Genomic DNA, 22,104 nt, shown 5'->3' with positions numbered 1-22,104 from the left:
GGCACAAAATACCGGATACACGACCCATGAGCGAACCAAACCAACTCTACGTCTCTCCCGTTGCTGACGACCGTCTGCTGCCACGCAACACCCGCCGCTCCCTGCCAATCGCACTGCTTCGCGCCCGTGAAGCCGTGATGAGCCATTTCCGGCCGATGCTGGCGAGGCATGACGTGACTGAGCAGCAGTGGCGCGTGATCCGCGTTCTGGCCGAGGCGGGCACGCTTGACGCATCGGATGTTGCCGAAAAAGCTTTCATCCTCGCGCCCAGCCTCACCCGCATGATCAAGTCGCTTGAGGAGCGCGGCTTCATTACGCGCCAGAAGGACAAGGGCGACGGCCGTCGGGTGCTCCTGCAACTCGCGCCGGCGGGACTGGCGATCCTCAACACCGTCACGCCGGACACCCGTGCCATCTATGACAACCTTGAAGCCCGATACGGCAGGGAGCGTGTCGAGCACCTGCTCGACCTCTTGGACGAACTGGCGATGCTGAAGGACGACGAGTCGCAGGTTGTGGACGAAGCTAAAGAGATTTAGCTCGGGTTGGCGCCACGCTGCGATTGAGACGGCTTGAAAGGACTGAGCCTCTCCCCAGGGAGAGGCTCGTTTCTATTATTCCCTACGCCAGGTTCCCCATGCAGAGATATTTCATTTCCAGATAGTCATCGGCGCCGTGGGTGGAGCCTTCGCGGCCAAGCCCGGATTGCTTGATTCCGCCAAAGGGTGCGGCTTCGGAAGAGATCAAGCCGGTGTTGATGCCGACCATGCCGTACTCCAGCGCTTCCGCAACCTTCCAGACCTTCTTCAGGTCGCCAGCGAAGAAGTAAGCGGCAAGGCCGAATTCGGTGTCGTTCGCCTGCGCTATAACGTCCTCGACGGTGTCGAAGCGGAAGAGGGGGGCGACCGGCCCAAACGTCTCCTCGCGCGCCACCTTCATCGTCCGATCGACACCGGTCAGGATGGTCGGCTGGAAGAAGGTGCCTCCGCCGGCAAAGCGCTTGCCGCCAGCCGCAACCTTGGCGCCCTTGGCAACGGCGTCGGCGATGTGCGCTTCCACCTTGTCGATCGCGGCCTCCTCGATCAGCGGGCCGATGGTGACGCCCGTTTCGAAGCCGTTGCCAACCGAAAGCGCCTTCACCTTGGCGCCCAGCTTCTCGGCGAAGACTTCATAGACGTTCGACTGCACGTAGATGCGGTTGGCGCAGACACAGGTCTGTCCGGCATTGCGGTACTTGGAGACAAGTGCCCCCTCGACCGCCGCATCGATATCGGCGTCGTCGAAGACGATGAACGGCGCATTGCCGCCCAGTTCGAGGCTCACCTTCTTGATCTGGTCTGAACACTGACGCATCAGGATGCGGCCAACTTCGGTCGAACCCGTGAACGAGATCTTGCGAACCTTCGGATTGAAGCAGAGTTCCTTGCCGATCGCCGGCCCGTCGGTTCCGACTATCACGTTGAAGACGCCGGCCGGAATTCCGGCTTTCTCGGCGAGCACAGCAAGCGCAATCGCCGAAAGCGGCGTCTGCTCAGCCGGCTTGGAGACGACCGTGCAGCCGACGGCCAGCGCCGGCGCGACCTTGCGGGCGATCATCGCCGAGGGGAAGTTCCACGGTGTGATCGTGCCGACGACACCGACGGGCTGCTTGATCACAAGCATGCGCTTGTCGACAGACGGCGCTGGGATCGTCTCGCCATTAATGCGCTTGGCCTCTTCCGCGTACCACTCGACATAGGAAGCGGCATAGAGAATCTCGCCCTTGGCATCCGCCAGCGGCTTGCCCATTTCAGCCGTCAGGATCGCGGCAAGTTCGTCGGCATGAGTGATCATCAGATCATGCCATTTGCGCAAGAGCGCGCTGCGTTCCTTGGCGGGGCGGGCCGCCCAGGCGCCTTGCGCCTTGTAGGCGGCGTCTATGGCGGCGGCTGTTTCAGCTGCGCCCATTTCCGGCAGCGTCGCCAGCTTTTCGCCGGTCGCCGGATTGAAAACGTCGAAGTTCTCAGCGCCATTGGCGCCGATCCAGTTGCCGTCGACATAGCCGGAATCGCGCAGGAAGTCGGCGGACTTCAGGTGTTTGGTCAGTGCGTCGTAGAAGGCCATTTCACTTACCTCTAGGCCCGTGCTGGGGCATAAAACGGGGGTCGCCCGGACAGATTGTCCGGGCGTTGCCGCCACCTTGAAGGTTTGGTTGGTTGCGCTTCGCCTGCTTAGGCGGAGCGCGCTTCCAGGATCGATGCTTCGAGAATGTCGAGCGCTTCGGCGAAGACATTGTCCTGAACCGTCAGCGGCGCAAGGAAGCGGATGACATTGCCGTGTACGCCGCAGGTCAGCAGGATCAGGCCCTTCTTAAGCGCCTTCAGCCGCACCTTGTTGGCAAAATCCGCGCTCGGCAGCTTCGTTGTTGCGTCGTTGAATTCGACGGCATTCATGAAGCCGGGGCCGCGCACGTCGACGATTTCCGGTGCCTTCTCGCGCAGCGATTCGAGGCGCTGCTTGAGGCGGTTGCCGAGGCTGGTCGCACGGTTGCAGAGATCCTCGTCCTTGATCACGTCGAGAACGGCATGGGCAGCTGCGACGCCGAGCGGGTTACCGGCATAGGTGCCGCCGAGACCACCGGGGCCGGGCGCATCCATGATTTCGGCGCGGCCGGTCACGGCTGCGATCGGGAAGCCGCCGCCAAGCCCCTTGGCCATCGTCGTCAGGTCGGCGGCGACACCGTGATGCTCCATGGCAAACAGCTTGCCGGTGCGGGCGAAGCCGGTCTGGACCTCGTCGGCGATCAGCAGGATGCCGTGCTGGTCGCAGATCTCGCGAAGCTGCTTCAGGAACGCGGTCGTGACCGGGTAGAAGCCGCCTTCACCCTGCACCGGCTCGATGATGATCGCGGCAACGCGGTTCGGGTCGACATCGGCGGCAAACAGCTTCTTCAGTGCGCCGATCGATTGCTCGGCCGTCTGGCCGTGCAGCTCGACCGGGAAGGGGATGTGGAACACGTCGCCCGGCATTGCGCCGAAACCGACCTTGTAGGGAACGACCTTGCCGGTCAGCGCCATGCCCATGAAGGTGCGGCCATGGAAGCCGCCGCCGAAGGCGACGACCGCCTGGCGACCGGTCGCGGCGCGAGCGATCTTGACGGCGTTCTCGACAGCCTCGGCACCGGTGGTGACGAAGATCGTCTTCTTTGTGAAGTTGCCCGGTACGAGCTGGTTCAGGCGTTCTGCGAGCTCAACATAGTTTTCGTAAGGGACGACCTGGTGGCAGGTGTGGGTGAAGCGGTCGAGCTGCTGCTTCACTGCCTCGATGACCCGCGGATGGCGGTGGCCCGTGTTGACGACGGCGATGCCAGCGGCAAAGTCGATATAGCGCTTGCCTTCCTTGTCCCAGATTTCCGAATTCTCAGCGCGATCGGCGTAGATCTGCGTGGTCACGCCAACCCCACGGGAGATGGCGGCGTTCCTACGGTCGGCAAGGGATGTGGCGGTCATGATACGGCGTCCTACTCTGGAAGAAGTTTATATCTTACATTTTTTCTGCAAGATGCGGATGGAATAGCTACATTTTTTCTGTAAGATTGCAATGGGTATTTTTGCGGACGGCAAATGCTTTTTTCCCCTATCGCGGAAAGGCTGGCCGTCCCTGCAACCCGCAAGCTGCTATAAAGGCAGGATAACACAAGAATCAGGGTTCATTGGCATGAACGGGCCGGAAACGGTGCATTACAAGGTGGCAGAGGCTGCGCGCCTCGCCGGCGTCTCCGCGTCAACGCTGCGCCTGTGGGAAAGCCAGGGGCTCGTTGTTCCCGGCCGCTCCGACACCGGACACCGGCAATACAGCGGCGACGACGTCGCCCGGCTGAAGCGGATCGCGTGGTTCCGCTCCGAGCGCGGGCTGAATCCGGCTGCGATACGCGAGGCGCTGGAGGCAGAGGACGCTGCTTCTGAACAGAGTTCATCCACCTCACTCGCCGAAGGCGACGCTCCGCAGGGGGTCGGCCGCAAGTTCCGGTCACTGCGCCACACGGCGGGCAAGACGCTGGAGCAGGTGGCTGGCGATATCGGCATCGCCACCTCGGTCCTCTCCACCTTCGAGCGCACCTCGCAAGGGGTGACGTTCCGTGTGATGCACGACCTTGCAGAGTATTACGGTACGACTGTCTCCAAGCTCTCCGGTGAGGACGAGGCGGAGCGACGCAGCGTCGTGCGGGCAGGGGATTGGAAATTCTGGCCGGAGACATCGCCGGGCGTCGTCGTTCAGGTGTTGGCCGACGGCCGCAATATGATGGACTGCCACCGCTTCGTGCTCTCGCCCGGCGCCTCCAGCGACGGAGCCTATCACCACGAAGGCGAGGAATTCATCCACGTGCTCTCGGGCCGCGTGGAGATCGTGCTCGACGGCGACGAGTTCCATGACCTCGGCACCGGCGATTCCCTCTATTTCGACAGCCGCCGCCATCACTCCTGGAGCAACCGCCATGACGGCGAGACCGTGCTCATCTGGATCAACACCCCGCCGACATTCTGACCCGCGGCGTGCCACCGCGAGCAAAGATCACTCCAACCACGTCCGCCAAGATAAGGCCGACCGGCCCGCCCGATCGGTGAGCCGGTCAGCGAGGTTCACTGGCCCGTCGCGCGCTGTTGCAGCGCGTCGTCGATCATCTGGTTGAGCCCGCCGCGGATGCGCTCGAGGTCGAGGTTCTGCTTCAGGGCCTGACGCTGCTTCATGCCGTCCATCGTCGTCTCCATGATATTGGCCGGGTTAAAGCTCGGCGGGAACGAGCGCGGCGGAAAATCCTTGAACGTCTCGACGAACTGGAAAATCTCGTCCATCACCCCGTACATCGAGCCGACGTGGTTGAGCTGCCAATCCCAGAAAGTGTTAGAGGTGATGTCGGCGCGCTCGAACGGATCCTGATACAGATTGAAGATCTTCTGCAGGCGCAACGTCGTGAACGGCTCGGCCCACACACCCATTGTGCCTTCCTTGCGCTGCTCGGAGAAGACGTACTTGTAGTCGCCCTGCCGGTAGGCGACGAGCAGGCCATCATCGTCGGAATAGTAGTACCTGTCGCGGGCGCTCTTCACGCCGTTGTTGACAATCGCCGTTCCCCGCACGGTGCGCAGGAACTGCGATTGGTCATACCCGTCCAGATGCACCTTGTAGTCGAGGCCGTTGGCCGTGTAGCCCTGCTTCAGCTTGCCGATGATGTCCGGCTCGCCGGCGATCGAGCAGAGCGTCGGGATCCAGTCGTTATGGCTCATCAACTCATTCGTGACCGTGCCCGGCTGGATGACGCCCGGCCAGCGGACGAAACAGGGGACGCGGAAGGCGCCCTCCCAGTTGGTGTTCTTCTCCGAACGGAACCAGGTCATGGCGCCATCCGGCCAGGTGTTCATGTGGGGGCCGTTGTCGGTCGTGTAGACGACGATCGTGTCATTGGTTATCCCCATGTCGTCCAGTGACTTCAGAATCGTTCCGATCGTATCGTCATGCTCGATCATGCCGTCGATATATTCGCTGTCGCCGTGCTGGTAACGGCCGCGATGGCTGTCGCGCACGTGCGTGCGAAGATGCATGCGCGTCGAGTTGAACCAGCAGAAGAACGGTTTGCCGGCCGCGTTCTGCCGCTGCATGAAGTCGATTGCCGCGGCCGAGGTTTCGTCGTCGATCGTCTCCATGCGCTTCTTCGTCAATGCACCGGTGTCCTCGATCGTCTGCTTGCCGACCTTGCCGAACCGAGGATCGACCATCGGGTCGTCCACCTCCGTCGCTTTGCAGCGCAACACCCCACGCGGGCCGAACTTCGCCAGGTACGCAGGATCCTTCGGATAGTCCGGGAGCTCCGGTTCTTCCTCGGCATTCAGGTGATAGAGGTTGCCGAAGAACTCATCGAAGCCGTTCACCGTCGGCAGCGACGGGTTGCGATCGCCGACATGGTTCTTGCCGAACTGGCCGGTGGCATAGCCGAGATCCTTCAACAGCCCGCCTATTGAAGGATCGAGCTGGCTCATGCCCATTGGCGCGCCGGGGAAGCCGACCTTGCTGAGGCCGGTCCTGATGATATGCTGACCGGTCAGGAAGGCGGAACGTCCGGCCGTGCAGGACTGTTCTCCGTAATAGTGGAGAAACATGATCCCTTCGCCGGCGATCCGGTCGATGTTCGGCGTGTGATAACCCATCAGACCATGGGTATAGGCGCTGATGTTAGCAATACCGATATCATCGCCGAAGATGACGAGGATGTTCGGCTTGCCACTTGCCGCGGACGCAGATGGCTGCGCGGCCTGTTCTTGTGCTGCCACCGGCGCGGTTACAACCGCCGCCGCGAGTGCACTGCCCGCCAAAAGAAGCTGGCGACGGTTGAGACCACTCTTTTGTTCGGATTGGTTGGACTGATCAATTCCGGCATGCTGCTTCATGTCATGACTCCGGCTCAACAGTGTCGTAATGGGAAAGCTGCGATCAGAACTGCTGTTTTGTACTTACGATTGAAACAGATAGCGCAGTACTCGTCTTTTCCAGAGGGCCGGGTGACAAAATTTGCGGAAGGTCAAGTCAGGCGTGTCAGAGTGACGAGTTCCAGGACCGCGTGCTTCCCGATCGCGATAGCCGCAGCCAGCATTCCTGACACAGCCGCAACGACGGCGGCGTGCACCGCTGGCGGTCGGAGCCCGCCACGGTGCGCGGACCAATCCGGCTATTGAACGGCAGCACAGAGCAGCGTCGGCTGCTCGTTGAGCGACATCGGCAACGGATCGGCCTCTTCGGGCGGCATGCATTCGATGGTAACGCCGACGATGCCGTCCCAGCCCTTGAGGATAATCTCTCTTGCCCGATCCTGTTCTTTCGCCGTTGGGAAGACCGGCCGGACCCGGCTCTTTTCATCCTTCAATTTCGGCAGCCGCTCCTGCAGGCTTGCCGGGACCTTCCCCTCGCGAAGAAGGCTGTCAAACCGGATAGGATTGCAATGACCGCCCAAAAGGGCCAGTTGTCCATCGTCCGAATAGAGATGCTCCATCCAGAGCCGGGCTGCGTTCGGGTGCCGGGCATACGCGCTGATGGCTTGCACATAGATGCCGGCGACGAGGCCGGTCCGCGGCCAGACGACCTCGATGCGCGCCTTGTCCTTGTGCGCCTCGCGATCGGCAAGCGCGAGATAGTCCCAACGAATGAGAATGGGCGTGCGACCGTCGAGAACGCTTCGGGTGCTGCCGACAATCGGCACGAAATTGCCGCGCCTGTTCAGATCGGCAAAGAAGTCCAGGCCGCGCTCAGCTGCCTCATCGATCTTCCCGTTCGTGAGCGAGAGACCGGCGCCGATAACGCTCTGGACGGCGTGGTTTGATCCCAGGGCGCCGGAGATGCCGACGGACCCTTTGTACTCCGGCGCGGTCAAGTCGGCCCAATCGGTTGGCAGTCTGGATACACGGTCGGCGTTGACCTCGAAGGCGAGCAATCCGTAGTAGTCGCCGTACCAGTAGCCTTCCGCATCCTTGGCCTCACCCGGGATCGTCGCCCAGGCCGAGACCTTGTAGGGCTGCATGAGGCCTTCGGCCTTTGCAGAGGGCGCAAACGACAGGCCGATGTCGATCACATCAGGTGCTTCGGGGTCGCCATTATCACGCGCCGCCCTGATCGCATCGAGCTCTTCGGAGGAGGCGGCGTCAGGCTTCAATTCGTCAACGGCCAACCCGTACTTCGCCTTGAAGGCGTCGATGATGCGCCCATACTGGCACCAGTCGCGGGGCAGGGCCATCACGGTGAGCCGGCCCTCTTTTTTGGCAGCGGCCAGAATCTCGTCCGACGGTGCGGCGCTACTGATCGAGATTGATGTCAGCAGGGCAATCGTCACTGCCGGTGCGACGAGAAAGGTCGACCCTCGTTCCATCGCCGTCCCTCCAGTCCGTCATGGACAACGCGAACTTTCAGTCTAACACCACCCCAGAGGGACGAACACTGACGACGAGTGGCAACAGGGCAATTTTGCGGGACCGATCGGCCTTCTACCGCGAAGGGAGCGTGCGACCTTGTCACCGCTCCCTTCGCCATGTCCGATGCTTCTAACCCTGCGGCGTGAGCGTGACGGAGGTTCCGGTCGCGGCGACGTTCAGGCCGAGTTGGCCCGTCACGCTGACCGTCTGCAACTGGATCGAACCGGATGTGCCGCCAACCAGAATGTTGGCGCCGATGCCGGCGCCGACGGTCGCCTCGGCCGTGGCGCCCTGGTAAACGCCGCCGAGCGAGCCGCGATGATAGCCGGCGGTGGGCGCGAACACGGCCCAGGCCAGCCGCCCGCGCGTGGTAAAGCCGATGTCGACGCCCATCTTGCGGATCACGCCGCTGTAGCGGTCCTGTGTGCCGCGGGTCGAACTAAACACGCAATCGACGGACTTCGCCGATCCAAGCACGTAGCCCAGGCCGCCGCCAACATCGCAGCTGAGCATGCCGATTTTCACCCCGTCGGCAGCGTCAGGTTCGACGTAGGCAGGGGCCTGCGGCGCGGGCACAAGGTCCGCCGCCGACACGCTCGAAGCGATAATCTGGGCGACACTCAGGGCTGCGATTGCTGACATTTTCGCTTTCATGTTGGTCTCCTTGCTGCTGCTAGCAAATTGCGATTGCACCGTTTTCGTTCCCGGAAGGGGCAGGTTTCGGGCGAATCAATTCGTTGTGTTGCCCGACGGTCTTCGCCCGGAGATTGGCGAAAAAGGGGCGGTGGGAGCTAGGATAGTGGATAGCGGCAGGCAGCCGATGGATCCCACAGCATTTCGCTTGAATTCAAAATGATTTGATATGCAGATTATTTTGAATTACATACGATCATGAAAAAACAAGAACAACTCCCCCGCTTTCGTTTCGGTCTCCAATTCTCCCTTCTTGCGCGCCAGTGGCGGCGCGCGATCGAAAAGCGGCTCGAAGAGGCTGGGCTGACGGATGCCACCTGGTCGCCGTTGGTCCACCTTTCCGCCGCCGGCGACGGCATCACCCAGAAAGACCTGGCATCGCTCGTCGGCATCGATGGCTCGACGCTGGTGCGTCTACTCGACATTCTGTCCGACAAGGGCCTTATCGAGCGGCGTATTGACACAACGGACCGCCGCGCCAAGCAGCTTTTCCTGACCGAGGCGGGTCGTGCCGCAGTATCGGAGATCCTCTCACAGTTGAATGCCGCCGAGGCCGAGCTCCTGAAAGAGATCGGCGATGAGGAAATCGCGACGGTTATGGATGTGCTGACCCGGATCGCTTCCCGCCTGGAAGTACTTCAAGAAGAACGGGAGCGTGAGAAATGAAATTGAGCGCGCGTGCCGCCGGCTGGGGTTTTGTCCCGGCGCGCTTTCCCTTTGCGCTTCGGACGGCGCTGGGCGCCTGTGCGGCACTGTTCATTGCCTGGCTGATCGGGCTGGAGCATCCGCAATGGTCTGCGATGACTGTGTTCGCGGCCGCTCAACCCGTCCGCAACATGCTGGTGGAGAAAAGCTTCTTCCGCGCGATCGGCACGATCGTCGGCACGCTTGTCGGCATGCTGCTGATCCTCGCCGCCGAGGGCCATCCGGCATTTCTGGTCGTCGGGCTCGCAGCGTGGATCGGCGTCTGCGCCGGTTTCGGCAACGTGCTGCGCGGCTTCGTCGGGTACGGCACCATCCTTGCCGGCTACTCCGCAGCGATGGTGGCGCTGCTGGAAACGGCCCATCCCGGCCATCTGCTGGCCCTCGGCGCCGACCGGGCACTGACAGTGCTGACGGGCGTTGTTGTCGGCCTTGTCGTCGGGCTGTTCTTCACCCCTAGCGCCTCCGAAACCGAAATTTCCGGCCGGACGCGGCGGCTTGCCGCGCGCATGCTCGCCGAGATGGCCGCCGTCGCCCGTGGCGGCCCATCCATCACGGGAAACGACCAACAGGCGCTGCTTGCCGAAATGGCCGCGATCGATGACGGGCTCGATCCGCACGGCGCAGGCTCCCTTGCGTCCCGCCGTGCGGCTCGCAACCTGCGCGCCGTTATCGCGGCCCAGGTATCCTCGCTTCTGTGGCTGAAGACCGAAGGCTCCGCCCCCTTAGATCCAGCCATTGCAGACGCGCTCGACCGCGCGGCGCGGATGCTGGAAGATCCAGGTGCAACCGCACAGGCGATTGCCTTGCTCAACGAGGCAACCCGCCGCACACGTCAGAATCCGTCGCTGCGCGACGTCCTGCAGCGACAGGCCGCGGCCTTGAACAACTGGATTGGCACTGGAAGTCCACCTTCAGGGTCCGTCTCGGCCGAGCACGAAGATCGCAATCGTCTCCTTCACCCGGTCGTGCTCCATCGCGACTGGATCGGCGCGCGGCACGCAGCGCTCCGGGCCGGCTTCGTCATGCTTCTGGTCGGCCTCCTTTGGATCGCAACCGGCTGGCATGCAGGCCCCTATGTGTTGCTCGGCACATCGGTGATGATCTCCCTGTTCTCCACGTTCGAGAACCCGGCTTTCATGATGCGCAACGTGCTGGTTGGCCAGTTCTTCGGCGCAATCGCGGCCCTTGTCTGCCGCTGGCTGGTCTGGCCACTCGGGACCTCCGAGATCGAGCTCGTCTTCCTGATCATGCCTTTCATCCTCAGCAGTGTGCTGCCGCTTTCGCACCGCCGCACCATGCTTGGCGGGACCGACTACGTGATGGTCCTGCTCCTCCTGTCGCAGCCCGCCTATCCATTGTCCGGCAACTTTGATGCTTCGCTTGCGACTGCGGCCGCCGTCGTCGCAGCACCGGCGATTGCGCTGCTCGCCTATCATCTCGTCTTCCCGACCGATGCGCGTCGACGCCTCGACACCCTGATCACGATGATGGTGCGAGAGCTTCAACAGATGGCGGCGGCGCCTGACGCCGCGGCCCACCGCCTGGTCTGGCGTGCCCGCCTCTATCATCGCCTGTTGCGGCTGGTGCGGCTTGCGCAGGCGTCCGGCGAACGCCGGCTTTCACCCGCCGACGGAGGGCTGGCTGTCTATGCTTTGGGAGTGGCTGTTCTTTCCATGCATGAGCAGATGCAGGATGCCGCCCTGCCGTCCGGAGCAAGGCGCGCGTTGCGCCTCGCTCTCGGTCGGATTGTGCATATCGCCGATCGGCCGGGCCCCGTGCCCGCGGCACTGGCCCGTGCCGCGGGCCGGCTTGATGCCGAGGGGGGCGGGGAGGGGGAACTCCTGCGCTCCTCCGGCCGCGCCATGACGCAGAACCTCGCCTTCTTCGAACGTGCCGGCAAGCACCCGCGAGCCTGAGCACCGCTCGGCCAACGATCAAAGGGGCAGCCGCTACCCGCGCGCCGCGACCGTACCCGCCGACGGCAGGAGCAGACGCATCGCGTTCAGCGTGACGAGCACCGTGGCCCCCGTATCGGCAAAGACGGCAATCCAGAGCCCGGTCACACCGAAGACAGTGGTGACAAGGAAGACGGCCTTCAGCCCAAGGGCGATCGTGACGTTCTGGCGAATATTCGCCATCGCCGCCCGGCCGAGTGCGATGGCGCGGGCCACGTCCAGCACGCGGTTGCCCATCAGCGCAACGCCTGCGGTTTCACGCGCAAGCCCGGTGCCCGATCCCATCGCCATGCCGACGCTGGCCGCGGCAAAGGCGGCCGCATCGTTGATGCCGTCGCCGACCATCACCGTGCCACGTTTTTGCGAAATCGCCCGCAACGCCTCGACCTTCTCGGCCGGCAGAAGGCCGCCACGTGCGTCATCGATCGAAAGCGAGCGCCCGATCGCCGAGGCCGTGACCGGGTTGTCACCGGAGAGCATCATCGTTTGCACACCGAGCGTCTTCAGCGCCGCTATGCCCTCCCGCGCGTCGTCACGGGGCTCGTCACGGAGCGCAATCGCCCCAATGCCTAACCCGTCGGCGACGACGACCGCGATCGTGTTGCCCGCCTGTTCGAAAGTCTCGATCTGCGCGGCAAGCGCCGGGCCGATCTCACCCTCTTCCGCGGCAAAGCGCGGTGCCCCGATGAAGATCGTCCGCCCCTCAGCCGTTCCGGTCACACCGCGGCCAGCCAGCGCCTTAACGCCGGATGCGGACGCCGGCACCAGTTTGCGTTTCGCTGCTTCGGCGACAATCGCTTCTGCGAGAGGATGGCTCGAGCCGGCCTCGATCGCCGCGGCGAGCGCGAGCAACCCGTCTTCCGTGCCCTTGGCCGCATACCCTCCGGTCACCGCAGGTCGGCCCTTGGTCAGCGTGCCCGTCTTGTCGAAGGCGACGACATCGGCCTTTGCCAGCGTCTCAAGGATCACGCCTCCCTTGACGAGGATGCCGGCGCGCGCCGACGACGACAGCGCGGACGCGATCGCCGCGGGTACAGAAATAACGAGCGCGCAGGGGCAGCCGATCAGAAGCAATGCCAGCCCGCGATAGATCCAGGTCTCCCAGTCGCCATCAAAGAAGAGCGGCGGGACAATCGCGACGAGCAGGCCGAGTGCGGCGACCAGCGGCGTATAGATCCGCGAAAAGCCGTCGATGAAGCGTTCGGCGGGCGCCTTGGCATCCTGCGCCTCCTCGACCAAAGCGACGATCCGGGCGATCGTGTTGTCGGCCGCCGTCTTCTCGGCGCGGATCTTCAGCGCCGCATCGATCGCGACAGAACCGGCAAAGACCTTCTCGCCGGGCCCACGCGAGACCGGAACGCTTTCCCCGGTGATCGCCGCCTCGTCGAGATGGGCGCGTCCGTCGACGACCGTACCGTCGGCCGCTACGTGGTCGCCGGGTCGGGCCAGCACAATATGGCCCGGGCGGATCTCGGAGGCAGGGACCTCGCGCACAATACCGTTCTCCTCGATGAAGGCACGGTCGGGCACGAGCGAAGCGAGCGCCTCGATCCCGGCTCGGGCCCGGCCAGCCGCGTAACCTTCCAGCACCTCGCCGGTTGCGAACAGGAAGACGACCACCGTCGCCTCTGCCGGCTCGCCGATGATGACGGCGCCGATCACGGCGACCGTCATCAGCATTTCGATGGTGAAGGGGGCACCGGCAACAGCGGCGGCCACGGCCCGACGCGCGATGGGTAGTGCCAGAAGGATCGCCGAGGCGATAAACATGATGTGGCCGGTTTCCGGTGACAGCTGGCTGACCGCAAAGGCAAGAGCGGTGATGGCGCCACCAACAATCGCATGCAGCCCCTTCGTCGTCCGCCACCAGGCGACACGCGTCGGCCGTGGGGCAGGGGTGTCATCCGCGATGACATCGACGCCATAGCCGAGGCTCTGCACCCGCTCGCACACGGCAGATAGCGGCGTCCTGCCTTCGTCGACGGCAAGAAACATCATTTCGCGCGGGATGGAGACACGGACATCTGAAACGCCCGGCATGCCACCAACGGCGGTCCGGATGGTGTTGGCACAACTGGCACAATCCATCCCTGAAACACGGAAGCGGCGATAACCGTCTCCGGGTTCGGGAATTGCCGCGTCTGCAACCGCATCGTGCCCGACCTCGCAGGCTACCCCATCGGCCTGCGTGTGATCGTGCCCGGTCTCTTCTTCTACCGATCGCCCGCCGTGGTGATCCGCTTCGTGCGTGTGGCCATGATCATGGTGGTCGTGACAGCAACCGCAGCCGCGATCCTGGCCGGCGCCTAGTACAGCATCGTGCTCTGTGACTGCGGCCTTGGTGCTTTCCGTGCCGGCTGCCCCATTGCGGCGAAGTTGCTCGTCCATTGCAAATCTCCTTGATTTGCACCACCTATAATTCCTGTAGTAACTATAGCTTCAAGCGGAAATATCCATGGAACGCGCATTTTCGATCGGCAAGCTCGCCGAGGCCAGCGGCTCGAAGGTCGAGACGATCCGCTACTACGAGTCGATCGGCCTCCTGCCGGAACCGGAGCGCAACGCCGGGAACCAGCGCCGCTACACCGCGCGCCACTATGACAGACTGGTCTTCATCCTGCACGCCCGCGACCTCGGCCTTTCGATCGAAGCCGTACGGCAGCTGATCGACTTGTCGCAGCATCCCGACATGCCCTGCGTGGAGGCCGACGAGATCGCCCGGCGCCAGCTCGAGGACGTGCGTCAAAGGATTGCGCGGCTGAAGCTGCTGGAAGCTGAGCTGGAGCGCACGCTTTCCAGCTGCAGCCACGGAACGATCGCCGAATGCAAGGTGATCGAGGCGCTGGCCCAGTGCGGCGCCTGTGAGCGCCATCACCGGCCGCCGCGCTAATATTCGGCGCATATAACCCTGGATTGCGTTATGTTGCTCCCTTCCCCACCGCGGTGGCTATTCAGGTGGTTGTCAGCTTGCAGTGTTGATCTGACGGCCGAGTTTGCGATGGGGACGGTCTTAAATGCGTCTTGCCCTGCCCGCCAGCCTGGGAGAAATGCAGATGGCCGAAATTGCGACGCGCCTGCCGTTACGCACCGACCGCAAGGACGAAGTCTTCGCCCGCGATGACCTTCCCGTCGGCGACTTCGCCTTCAACGCGACCGTCGCCAATGTCTTCGACGACATGGTCAGCCGCTCCGTCCCCTACTACGAAGAGATGCAGCGAATGGTCTGCGAGCTGGCGGCTGACTTTGCCCAGCCGCAGACCAATCTCTATGACATCGGTTGCTCGACCGCGACGACGCTGCTGGCGCTCGACGACGCGATCAACCCGGACGTTCACTTCATCGGCATCGACAACGCGCCTGACATGCTGGAAAAGGCTGCGCAAAAGATCCGGGCTGCGAACACGAACCGGCCGATCGAGCTTAAGGTGGTTGACCTGAATTGCGGCTTCCAGATGGAGAACGCCAGCGTCGCGACCATGCTCCTGACGCTGCAATTCGTCCGCCCGCTCCATCGCGAGCGCGTGATGAAGGCGATTCACGCCGGCCTCAACGACCGTGGCTGCCTTCTGCTCGTGGAGAAGCTCACGAGCGAGGATACCACGTTCAACCGGCTGTTCATCGAGCACTACTACGACTTCAAGAGGCGAAACGGCTATTCGGAAATCGAGATATCAAAGAAGCGCGAAGCGCTGGAAAACGTGCTGATTCCCTATCGATTGGACGAGAACGTCCAACTCCTGAAGGAGGCCGGGTTTCGTACCGTCGAGGTGTTCTTCCGGTGGTACAACTTCTGCGGCATCGTCGCGGTGAAGTAGGAGATTGCCCCATGACCGCGGCCATGATCAGCATCGGAAACTTCTTCTTCAAATACCGCAACCAGCTCTTCCCCGCCATTATTGTGGCGCTGTTTCTACTGGCGCCACCGCCGGCGCAGTTGGCCGGCAGTGCGACGGCGGTTCAGGTTAAGGCCATTGTCGCGCTCTTGCTGGTCATCGCTGGCCTCGGCCTGAGGGCGACCGTCATCGGTTACGCCTACATCCAGCGCGGAGGCCTGAACAAACGTGTCTATGCCAAGGATCTTGTTACAGAAGGCATGTTCGGCGTATGCCGCAATCCGCTCTATGTCGGCAACATGCTCATCTATTCCGGCGTGTTCCTGTTCAATGGAAATCCGCTGGCAGTGATGCTCGGAATCGGCCTCTTCGCCTTCATCTATCAGTGCATCGTTCTGGCCGAGGAGGACTTCCTTCAGGAGAAGTTCGACGACGCCTACCGGTCATATTGTCGGGATGTACCGCGGTGGGTGCCGCGGCTGGGACGCTTTCGCAGCGCCACGGAGGGCATGTCCTTCAACCTGCGGCGCGTGATCGCAAAGGACTACTCGACGATGTCGGCAACCTTGATCACCCTACTCCTCATCGAGTTCTATCGCGCCGCAATCCACGATGGGCTGTCACAGGGGCTCCCTTACCTCGCCATCCTGGCCGGCCTGCTGGCGTTGGTCGGAGTTGCTACCGGTGCAGTAAGTCGCTTGAAAAAGCGTGGCGTCCTCAGCGAGCCGAAGCCGATCCATTGAGGGCTCGACCTCGCGCTGTTGGCATGGTTTTGGACGGACCGTTCCGCGCCGAAAGCCTTCAGACACAGGATTCGAGCCTCAGGGATGCAGCTTCGCGTCCCCGATGCCCGGATTGAATGATACTCTGATCGGTATAGATCCGCACAAGGTGCGGGGGACTCTCAGGCCGCCGCGTCAACCGCCACCGGCGTATAGCCTTCTGCGGCAATGACGTCCGAGACTGCGCGGACGTCAGAGATACCGGAGACGGTGACACGATGTGTTGCGGTATCGGCGGATACTTTTGCGCCCGGGAAAGCCGCTTCCACAGCCGTGGTGATGGTTCGCACGCAGTGGCCGCAGGTCATGTCCTCGACTGCGAAGGCAAGGGTCGTTTCGTTCGGCATTTCATTGGTTCCCTGTTGAACGAAGGGATCCTGAACCTTTACCACGTGGGAAGGTCAAGCGCTTTCTTGGGCCTTGAGTTCCGGCGCTTCGGCCGAGCGGAAACTCGCGAGCTGGCCGTGCATGATCTGCTTGAAATCCACCAGCATCATTTCCGCTTCATCGGCCGGAAGCGTGATCGCAAGTCTCACCATACTGCCGGCCAGTTGGAAAAGCAGGAAAACCAGACGACCAAAGCGCTCGCGCTCGGCCTGCGCCAGCCGGTGAGACGACAACGCACAAAAAAGTTCGGCCTGGTGTCGCGTCTCCACGATGTCCATGTTCTGCAGTTCCTTGTCGGCCTGGATGGCGTTGAGGAGGTCCTGAATCGCCGGATCGCCGGCGACGCGGAGATAGTAGCCGTCCAGGATCGCGTCGGCTGCATCGCGAATATCGGCCAGTTCCCGAACGTCCGAAAGACTTGCCTCGATGCCGGCGCGGGTCTCGGCGCTATACTGCTCATAGAGCATCGCGATGATCGCCGACTTGTTGGGGAAATACTGGTAGACGGAGGCGATCGGGCCGCCGGTCAGGAGCGCCACTTCCCGCATCGTCATGCCATCGATGCCCTTTTCGCCGATCAACTCCTTTGCGACCCGCAGAATCTCCTCGACGCGCTCGCGGCTGCGTTCCTGCTTGGGCCTGCGCCTGAGGCGCTGCTCCAGATCACCGGCATCCACAATCATGCCCGCTCTTCCTCCTGGCTGCTGCACCGTCGATCGCCGCACTATTTTCTCACTAAATCAGCATCAGCTTAAGGAATTATTCTCCCTCACCCTCACCCTTTTTCAGCTGTGGCGGAAAGCGGGCGAAGACGCAAAGTTGCGCGGTTCGCTGGCTCGATCTCATTCAGTGGGCCGTCATGTCCGCGATGGCGATCACTCTAGCGCCTTGATCATCGGCAGGACCGAGAACTGCCCGGCCTCAGCCTTGCGGGTCAACTCGCGCAGGTAGCCGCCCGGTGAGCGGATCTGGTCGGACCGTTCAAGCATTGCGGCGATCACCACCGCAGCCGCCCCGTCACCCATCGCCGCGCGGGCCTTCTCATAGGCGTCCGGCGAAATCCCGAGCATCGAGCGGACCAGTGCGGCGGCCTTGATGAACTCCGCCCAGGTGGCAACGCCATCCTTCGCGTAGGACCTGATTTCCGGGCATACTGCCAAAACCCGCTTCAAGCTAATAGCCAACCCCTTGCGCTCCGGTGCGGTTCCTTCAGCCGACGGCTCTGCTTGCTTGGACTCATTGCCGTTTAATTCAATAGAGGGGTCTGAATTTGAATTCTGAATATGCCGCTCATCTTGAAGGTCATTGCCGCTCATTTCTTCGTTTGAAAGAGAATTTAGGTAATCTTCCTCCACTCGACACCGCAACGAAATCAGTGCCAATTTCCGTTCGGTGAGCGCCTCCGTAGATGCCGACCTCCCAAGCCTTCCCGATAGTTCCGCCAGGGCGAACTGGTGATCCAGCCATGGGCCTGCGCGCCCTTCAGAGAGGGCTGCCTCGATGACCTTTGCGACGTCGCGCAGATGCAGCGTCACCTCTGCGCGCAGCGCTTGATACCGTCTGGCCTCTGTGCGGGCGAGCTCGGCCTGTTCGTGGATCTCGTGCGCCATCAACGCCAGAGGTGCCAGATCGAAACCAAATGCATCCTCCACCACGCCGCGGTCGTCGCGGCGGCAATAGCGCTTACCGTTCGGGCTATCACGCCGAATCAGCATTCCTGTAGCAAGCAGTTGCGCCAGATGGCGCCTCAACGTTGCTGGCGACATACCGCGCGAGCGTACCGACAGTTCAGCGTTCGATGGAAACACCACGATCGGCGTACGACCGTCGAGGACCTTTTCCGGGTAGAAGCTCAAAAGCGCTTCCAGCACCGCGATCGTCCGATCCGACAGACCGTAGTGCGTGCGAGCCTCGGTCAGCGCCCGGAGAAGCTGCCATTTCTCCGCGGTACCGGTCTCATTGCCACCCGCTTCGGCAAGCTTGGCCTGTGTCTCCGAAACGCGCCTTTGCATCGCAAAGAGGCGCGCAGTCATCCTGCCGCCGCCGAAAGGCGTCGTTGCCAGTCTGTCCGTCATGGTCGTCCCTCTCAAGGAGGCAAGAGCTGGCCCAAAAAGTCACAAAACCATCGTCGCGCGTTCGCATGAACGCACGGGTGAGGCTCTAAATCTTAGAAATCAGAGCACTTATTGTTGCGATACAGATGGCTGCAGGCACAAAAACCCCGTTCCGCGACCGGCAAAAACGGTGGCGGACTCTTGACTTTGACTGTCGGAAGTGATTCTCTCGAATTGCTACATTGAAGAGGGCTTCCGGAATGGCGACGTTTTGGAGGCCTTTTTTCTTGCTTCGATCCTTTCCCGTTTCGTTTCCATCGTCCCCGGCAAGGCGCTCGCCCGGCCGGAATTTCGCATCAGCCGGTGCGACCCCAGGCCGATAGTATCAATCCCTCGATCTCGGCGTTGACGGCATTCATGCTTTCCATCGCCCGGTCGTAAGTGGCGCGGGTAAAGTTTTCCCGGCCGACTTCGTACAAGGTTTCCTTCGTCAGGCCCGCGTCCGACACCGCAGTCGATTTGACCATCGGCGCGGTTAGCACCCGGTCTCCAAAAAGCGACCGCATCAGCCCGACGATTTGCGCCTGCGGCCCGTCATTCGGCTCGAACCGTGTGACGAGATAGCGCAGAAAGTCGAAATTCAACCGGCCACCTGCCTCGCGTACGACCGCGAGCAGGTCCGAGGTCATGAACAAGAACTGGTTCATTGAGGCAACGTCGAGCATCTGCGGGTGCACCGTGACGATCACCGAGGTCGAGGCGCAGAGCGCCGAGAGGGTGAGGTAGCCAAGCTGTGGCGGGCAATCGAGCACGACCACGTCATAATCATCTTCGACTGTTCGCAACGCTGCATGCACCCGCGCAAAGAACAGCGGCTGGCCCGGCAAGCCGGCCTGGCGCTGTGCCAGCGCCCGAGGCGTCACGTGCTCGAACTCCTGCAGTTCGAGGTTCCCGGGCACGAGATCGAGCCCATCGAAATAGGTTTTCCGTATGACATCCTTCAGCGGTCGCGCTTCCTCGTCGTAGCGGATCGTCCCATAGAGGGTATCGTTTCCGTCCAGATCAAGCTCGGGCTGATAGCCGAACAAGGCCGAGAGTGAGGCTTGCGGGTCGAGATCGACGGCAAGCACGCGATAACCGGCGAGCGCCAAATATTGCGCCAGATGGGCGGCCGATGTCGTCTTGCCCGAGCCGCCCTTGAAGTTCGTCACGGCTATGACCTGCAGGTGCTCGCCACTAGCGCCGTCGCGCCACTTGCGATAGCTGCGCGCCTTGGCCAGATTTCCCTTGGCCAGCGCCTGATCAGCCAGATGTGCCCGCAACGCGTTGATATCGGTCAATGAGTAGAAGCGCCGCCCGCCGGGGCCCGTTTCCGGCTGAGGCCCTTCGCCCGCAAGCGAGAGCTGCCGCAGGTAACCGTCCGAAACCCCGATCAGCCGCGCGGCCTCGCCTGAGGTGAAGCTGCGCAGCACCTTCTTCGCCGTCGGAGGAAAGAACCGCTCGCGCATTGCCTTGAGCTGCGCCGATAGGACGCGCGCATCCGCCGCGATCGCTTCATCGGCGGCGAGTGTCACATCGTCTCTTCTGTCCGGCACCATTGCCATCCGCATCCTTCCATCGTCGCCGGGAACCACGGCACTCCATCCGCCGCGGACAGCGGGATCAATGCGCACTATCTGTCGTGCCGTACAGCTACGTTAAGCGATCGATCTAACAGGGAAGTCGCTTAGTAACGGCAAATAACGGATCAATCATCTATTTCCGTTAGGGAACGTGTGATGATTCCCGTTCCGCGTCAAGGCGTATTTGGTTAACGGGTACTAAACGAGAGGGAAGGGAACAGAATCATTTCCGCCACTTAACCGACGGAAGCGAATTACGGACTCGTGGGGGCCGCGCCGGCAACCAGGCGGGACAACAACGCAAGGAATGCCTCGCGTGACTTCGCTCCCCCGAGACGCACCGTACACTCGGCTTCGAATGTTGCTTCCGCCTGATAAATCCCCTGGACGAAGTCTTCTCCATAAGGCGTCAGATAGAGTGCATTGGAGCGACGGTCGTGGAGCGAGGGGCGGCGCTCAGTCAAATGTCGCCGCTCCAGCGAGTTGATCAGTGGCACAAAATTGGCCCGCTGAATGCCAAGCGCGTCTGCAATCTCAGTCTGCTTGCGGCCGGGGTTCGTCGCGATAAGGAGTAGGATTCCGTATTCCCCGGGCCTCAGATCGAACCCCGCAAAACGCGACTGGAACCGACGTGTCAGGAGTGCCTGCGTGCGTTTGATCTGGAAAATGACGCTGTGTTCGATCGATGAAACATCGAGCGCTCCTGCCTCGCCAAGTTCCTCTTTTCCCGCAGCGTCTACCATGGCGTCCCACATCGCCGTCACTGAAATGAGGCTCCTCTGAAATATGGCACTTGGCAATATGCAAATGCCGGGCGACGGGCACGCGCCTGGGGATAAATAGTATGAATTCCATATGTCGTTAGGTTGAAGCGCCTCACCCCTTTGCGCGGGGGCGCCGGGGGGAGGCGCTTCGGCCGGATAAACGCCCCTTCAGGACGTGCTTGAAATCCGCTGCAGCCGATCTCTCAGCAGCCGAATTGTATCACTGTCGGCATTGGCGAAGGCAAAGCGAAGGTATCGCTCCTGTCCCGGACCGAAATAGCTGCCCGGCAGGCACAGAATGCCCGTCTCTTTCGCCAGCCGCTCGGCGACCTCGGCCGACGTCCTCTCGGCGAATGGATGGCGAATGAAGGCGAAATAGGCACCGAGTGCCCCGATCGACCAACCGTTCAACCCTTCCATCGTCTCTTTCAGGGCCGTGGCACGGAGGGCGATCTCCATTCTGTTCTGTTCGCGCCACTCGGCCAGTATAGGCAGCGCATCAGCGACGGCTGCCTGCGCCGAACGGGGCGGGCAGATCTGCACGTTATCCATGACTTTTGCGATCTGATCCACCACTGCTGCCCCCGCCGTGATAGCGCCAAGACGATGACCGGGGATGCAGAAGGACTTGGAAAAGCTGTAGAGCCCGATCAGCGTCTCCTGCCAGTCCGGCTTGTTGAACAGATCATGCGGGCGCTGACCGGCTTCCGGCAGAAAGTCCCGATAGGTTTCGTCCAGGATCAGCCAGATGCCGCGCGCACGGCAGAGGTCGAAGATGGCGGACAGGAGCTCCGGCGGATAGACTGCGCCGGTCGGATTGTTCGGCGAGACGAGCGCCAGCGCCCGCACATCCGGCTTGATCGCTGCCTCAAGCGTAGCAAGATCGGGCAGGAAACCGTTGTCGGGGTTGCACGGCGCCAGTCGCACCTTGACGCCTAGCATGGCAAGCGTCGTTTCCTGATTGAAATAGTAGGGATCGCTCATCAGTACGGTGTCGCCCGCGCCTGCCACAGTGATCGCTGCACAAGTAAAGGCCTGATTGCATCCGGCCGTGATATGCACGTTCTCTGCGCCGAGAGCGGCACCGTAGACATCTGCCAGGTGCGCACCGTAGACCTCCCGCAGGCGGGCATCTCCCTCGATCGGGCCATAGCCGGTATAGGCACTCGAGGCGGCACAATCGCCAAGCAGTCGCAGCATCTCTGGATGGGCGGGATAACCAGGCACCGCCTGCGACAGGTCAATCATTGGGCCGTTGCGGCCGTCATAACTTTTGCCCCACGAGAAAACGGTGGGGATCGGCGGGGCGGCGAGAATTTCCACGGCAGCGTTGAATTTCGGCATTGTCTTTCTTTTCTGAATAAGGTCGCGTCAC

The 22,104-nt window shown here is 62.1% G+C and carries 19 protein-coding genes; 7 read left to right on the top strand and 12 right to left on the bottom strand.

The features are described 5' to 3' along the window. Nucleotides 1–26 precede the first annotated feature (26 nt). Nucleotides 27–539: a homoprotocatechuate degradation operon regulator HpaR gene (gene hpaR, locus IB238_RS21150; protein ID WP_192251759.1), complete on the top strand. Its 513-nt coding sequence runs from the start codon at nt 27–29 to the stop codon at nt 537–539. Nucleotides 540–621: 82 nt separating this feature from the next. Here hpaR and IB238_RS21145 read toward each other — a convergent pair whose 3' ends face one another. Both IB238_RS21145 and IB238_RS21140 read right to left on the bottom strand, forming a co-directional pair. Next, nucleotides 622–2,103, bottom strand: coding sequence for an NAD-dependent succinate-semialdehyde dehydrogenase (locus IB238_RS21145; RefSeq protein WP_192251756.1), 1,482 nt, complete (start codon nt 2,101–2,103; stop codon nt 622–624). Nucleotides 2,104–2,210: 107 nt separating this feature from the next. Continuing rightward, nucleotides 2,211–3,488, bottom strand: a complete 1,278-nt coding sequence (locus tag IB238_RS21140) for a 4-aminobutyrate--2-oxoglutarate transaminase (protein ID WP_192251754.1) — start codon at nt 3,486–3,488, stop codon at nt 2,211–2,213. 208 nt (nt 3,489–3,696) lie between these two features. Between IB238_RS21140 and IB238_RS21135 the strand changes: the two genes are divergently transcribed. Continuing rightward, complete coding sequence (locus IB238_RS21135; RefSeq protein WP_192251751.1) at nt 3,697–4,524, top strand: MerR family transcriptional regulator; 828 nt, start codon at nt 3,697–3,699, stop codon at nt 4,522–4,524. A gap of 95 nt (nt 4,525–4,619) precedes the next feature. Here the strand turns inward: IB238_RS21135 and IB238_RS21130 are convergent, their stop codons facing one another. The 3 genes from IB238_RS21130 to IB238_RS21120 form a co-directional block, all read right to left on the bottom strand. Continuing rightward, on the bottom strand, nt 4,620–6,422 hold the full coding sequence (locus IB238_RS21130; protein ID WP_192251749.1) for an arylsulfatase: 1,803 nt from the start codon (nt 6,420–6,422) through the stop codon (nt 4,620–4,622). Nucleotides 6,423–6,700: 278 nt separating this feature from the next. Then, nucleotides 6,701–7,891, bottom strand: a complete 1,191-nt coding sequence (locus tag IB238_RS21125; RefSeq protein WP_192251745.1) for an ABC transporter substrate-binding protein — start codon at nt 7,889–7,891, stop codon at nt 6,701–6,703. 172 nt (nt 7,892–8,063) lie between these two features. Beyond that, entirely contained in the window at nt 8,064–8,588 is a 525-nt protein-coding gene (locus IB238_RS21120) for a DUF992 domain-containing protein (protein ID WP_192251742.1), read from the bottom strand. Between the two features lie 237 nt (nt 8,589–8,825). On the opposite strand from IB238_RS21120, the gene IB238_RS21115 reads away from it, so the two are divergent. Beyond that, a complete protein-coding gene (locus IB238_RS21115; RefSeq protein WP_192251739.1) occupies nt 8,826–9,293 on the top strand; it encodes a MarR family transcriptional regulator in 468 nt (155 codons plus the stop codon). Next, entirely contained in the window at nt 9,290–11,248 is a 1,959-nt protein-coding gene (locus IB238_RS21110; protein ID WP_192251736.1) for an FUSC family protein, read from the top strand. Before IB238_RS21115 ends, IB238_RS21110 begins: the two co-directional genes overlap by 4 nt. 33 nt (nt 11,249–11,281) lie before the next feature. On the opposite strand, the gene IB238_RS21105 is transcribed toward IB238_RS21110, so the two are convergent. Then, on the bottom strand, nt 11,282–13,675 hold the full coding sequence (locus IB238_RS21105) for a heavy metal translocating P-type ATPase (RefSeq protein WP_192251733.1): 2,394 nt from the start codon (nt 13,673–13,675) through the stop codon (nt 11,282–11,284). Nucleotides 13,676–13,742: 67 nt separating this feature from the next. Between IB238_RS21105 and IB238_RS21100 the strand changes: the two genes are divergently transcribed. The 3 genes from IB238_RS21100 to IB238_RS21090 all read left to right on the top strand — a co-directional run bounded on the left by IB238_RS21100 (nt 13,743) and on the right by IB238_RS21090 (nt 15,863). Continuing rightward, nucleotides 13,743–14,177: a helix-turn-helix domain-containing protein gene (locus IB238_RS21100; RefSeq protein WP_192251731.1), complete on the top strand. Its 435-nt coding sequence runs from the start codon at nt 13,743–13,745 to the stop codon at nt 14,175–14,177. A gap of 124 nt (nt 14,178–14,301) precedes the next feature. Then, entirely contained in the window at nt 14,302–15,102 is an 801-nt protein-coding gene (gene cmoA / locus IB238_RS21095) for a carboxy-S-adenosyl-L-methionine synthase CmoA (RefSeq protein ID WP_246723756.1), read from the top strand. 11 nt (nt 15,103–15,113) lie between these two features. Next, nucleotides 15,114–15,863 (top strand): isoprenylcysteine carboxylmethyltransferase family protein, encoded by a 750-nt coding sequence (locus IB238_RS21090; protein ID WP_192251728.1) that lies wholly within the window; start codon nt 15,114–15,116, stop codon nt 15,861–15,863. Nucleotides 15,864–16,024: 161 nt separating this feature from the next. On the opposite strand, the gene IB238_RS21085 is transcribed toward IB238_RS21090, so the two are convergent. From IB238_RS21085 to IB238_RS21060, 6 genes are all read right to left on the bottom strand, one after another. After that, entirely contained in the window at nt 16,025–16,249 is a 225-nt protein-coding gene (locus IB238_RS21085; protein WP_192251725.1) for a heavy-metal-associated domain-containing protein, read from the bottom strand. A gap of 54 nt (nt 16,250–16,303) precedes the next feature. Next, on the bottom strand, nt 16,304–16,972 hold the full coding sequence (locus tag IB238_RS21080; protein WP_192251722.1) for a TetR/AcrR family transcriptional regulator: 669 nt from the start codon (nt 16,970–16,972) through the stop codon (nt 16,304–16,306). 192 nt (nt 16,973–17,164) lie between these two features. Beyond that, on the bottom strand, nt 17,165–18,364 hold the full coding sequence (repC, locus tag IB238_RS21075; RefSeq protein WP_192251719.1) for a plasmid replication protein RepC: 1,200 nt from the start codon (nt 18,362–18,364) through the stop codon (nt 17,165–17,167). A gap of 335 nt (nt 18,365–18,699) precedes the next feature. After that, entirely contained in the window at nt 18,700–19,941 is a 1,242-nt protein-coding gene (repA, locus tag IB238_RS21070) for a plasmid partitioning protein RepA (RefSeq protein ID WP_246723778.1), read from the bottom strand. Nucleotides 19,942–20,219: 278 nt separating this feature from the next. After that, entirely contained in the window at nt 20,220–20,720 is a 501-nt protein-coding gene (locus IB238_RS21065; RefSeq protein ID WP_246723777.1) for a MarR family winged helix-turn-helix transcriptional regulator, read from the bottom strand. 177 nt (nt 20,721–20,897) lie between these two features. After that, nucleotides 20,898–22,073 carry an aminotransferase gene (locus IB238_RS21060; protein WP_192251714.1) on the bottom strand — a complete coding sequence of 392 codons (1,176 nt, stop codon included), beginning with the start codon at nt 22,071–22,073 and terminating at the stop codon, nt 20,898–20,900. Nucleotides 22,074–22,104 lie beyond the last annotated feature (31 nt).

The organism is Rhizobium sp. ARZ01, from assembly GCF_014851675.1.
GTDB lineage: Bacteria > Pseudomonadota > Alphaproteobacteria > Rhizobiales > Rhizobiaceae > Mycoplana.
This window is presented reverse-complemented; position numbering and strand designations above follow the sequence as displayed.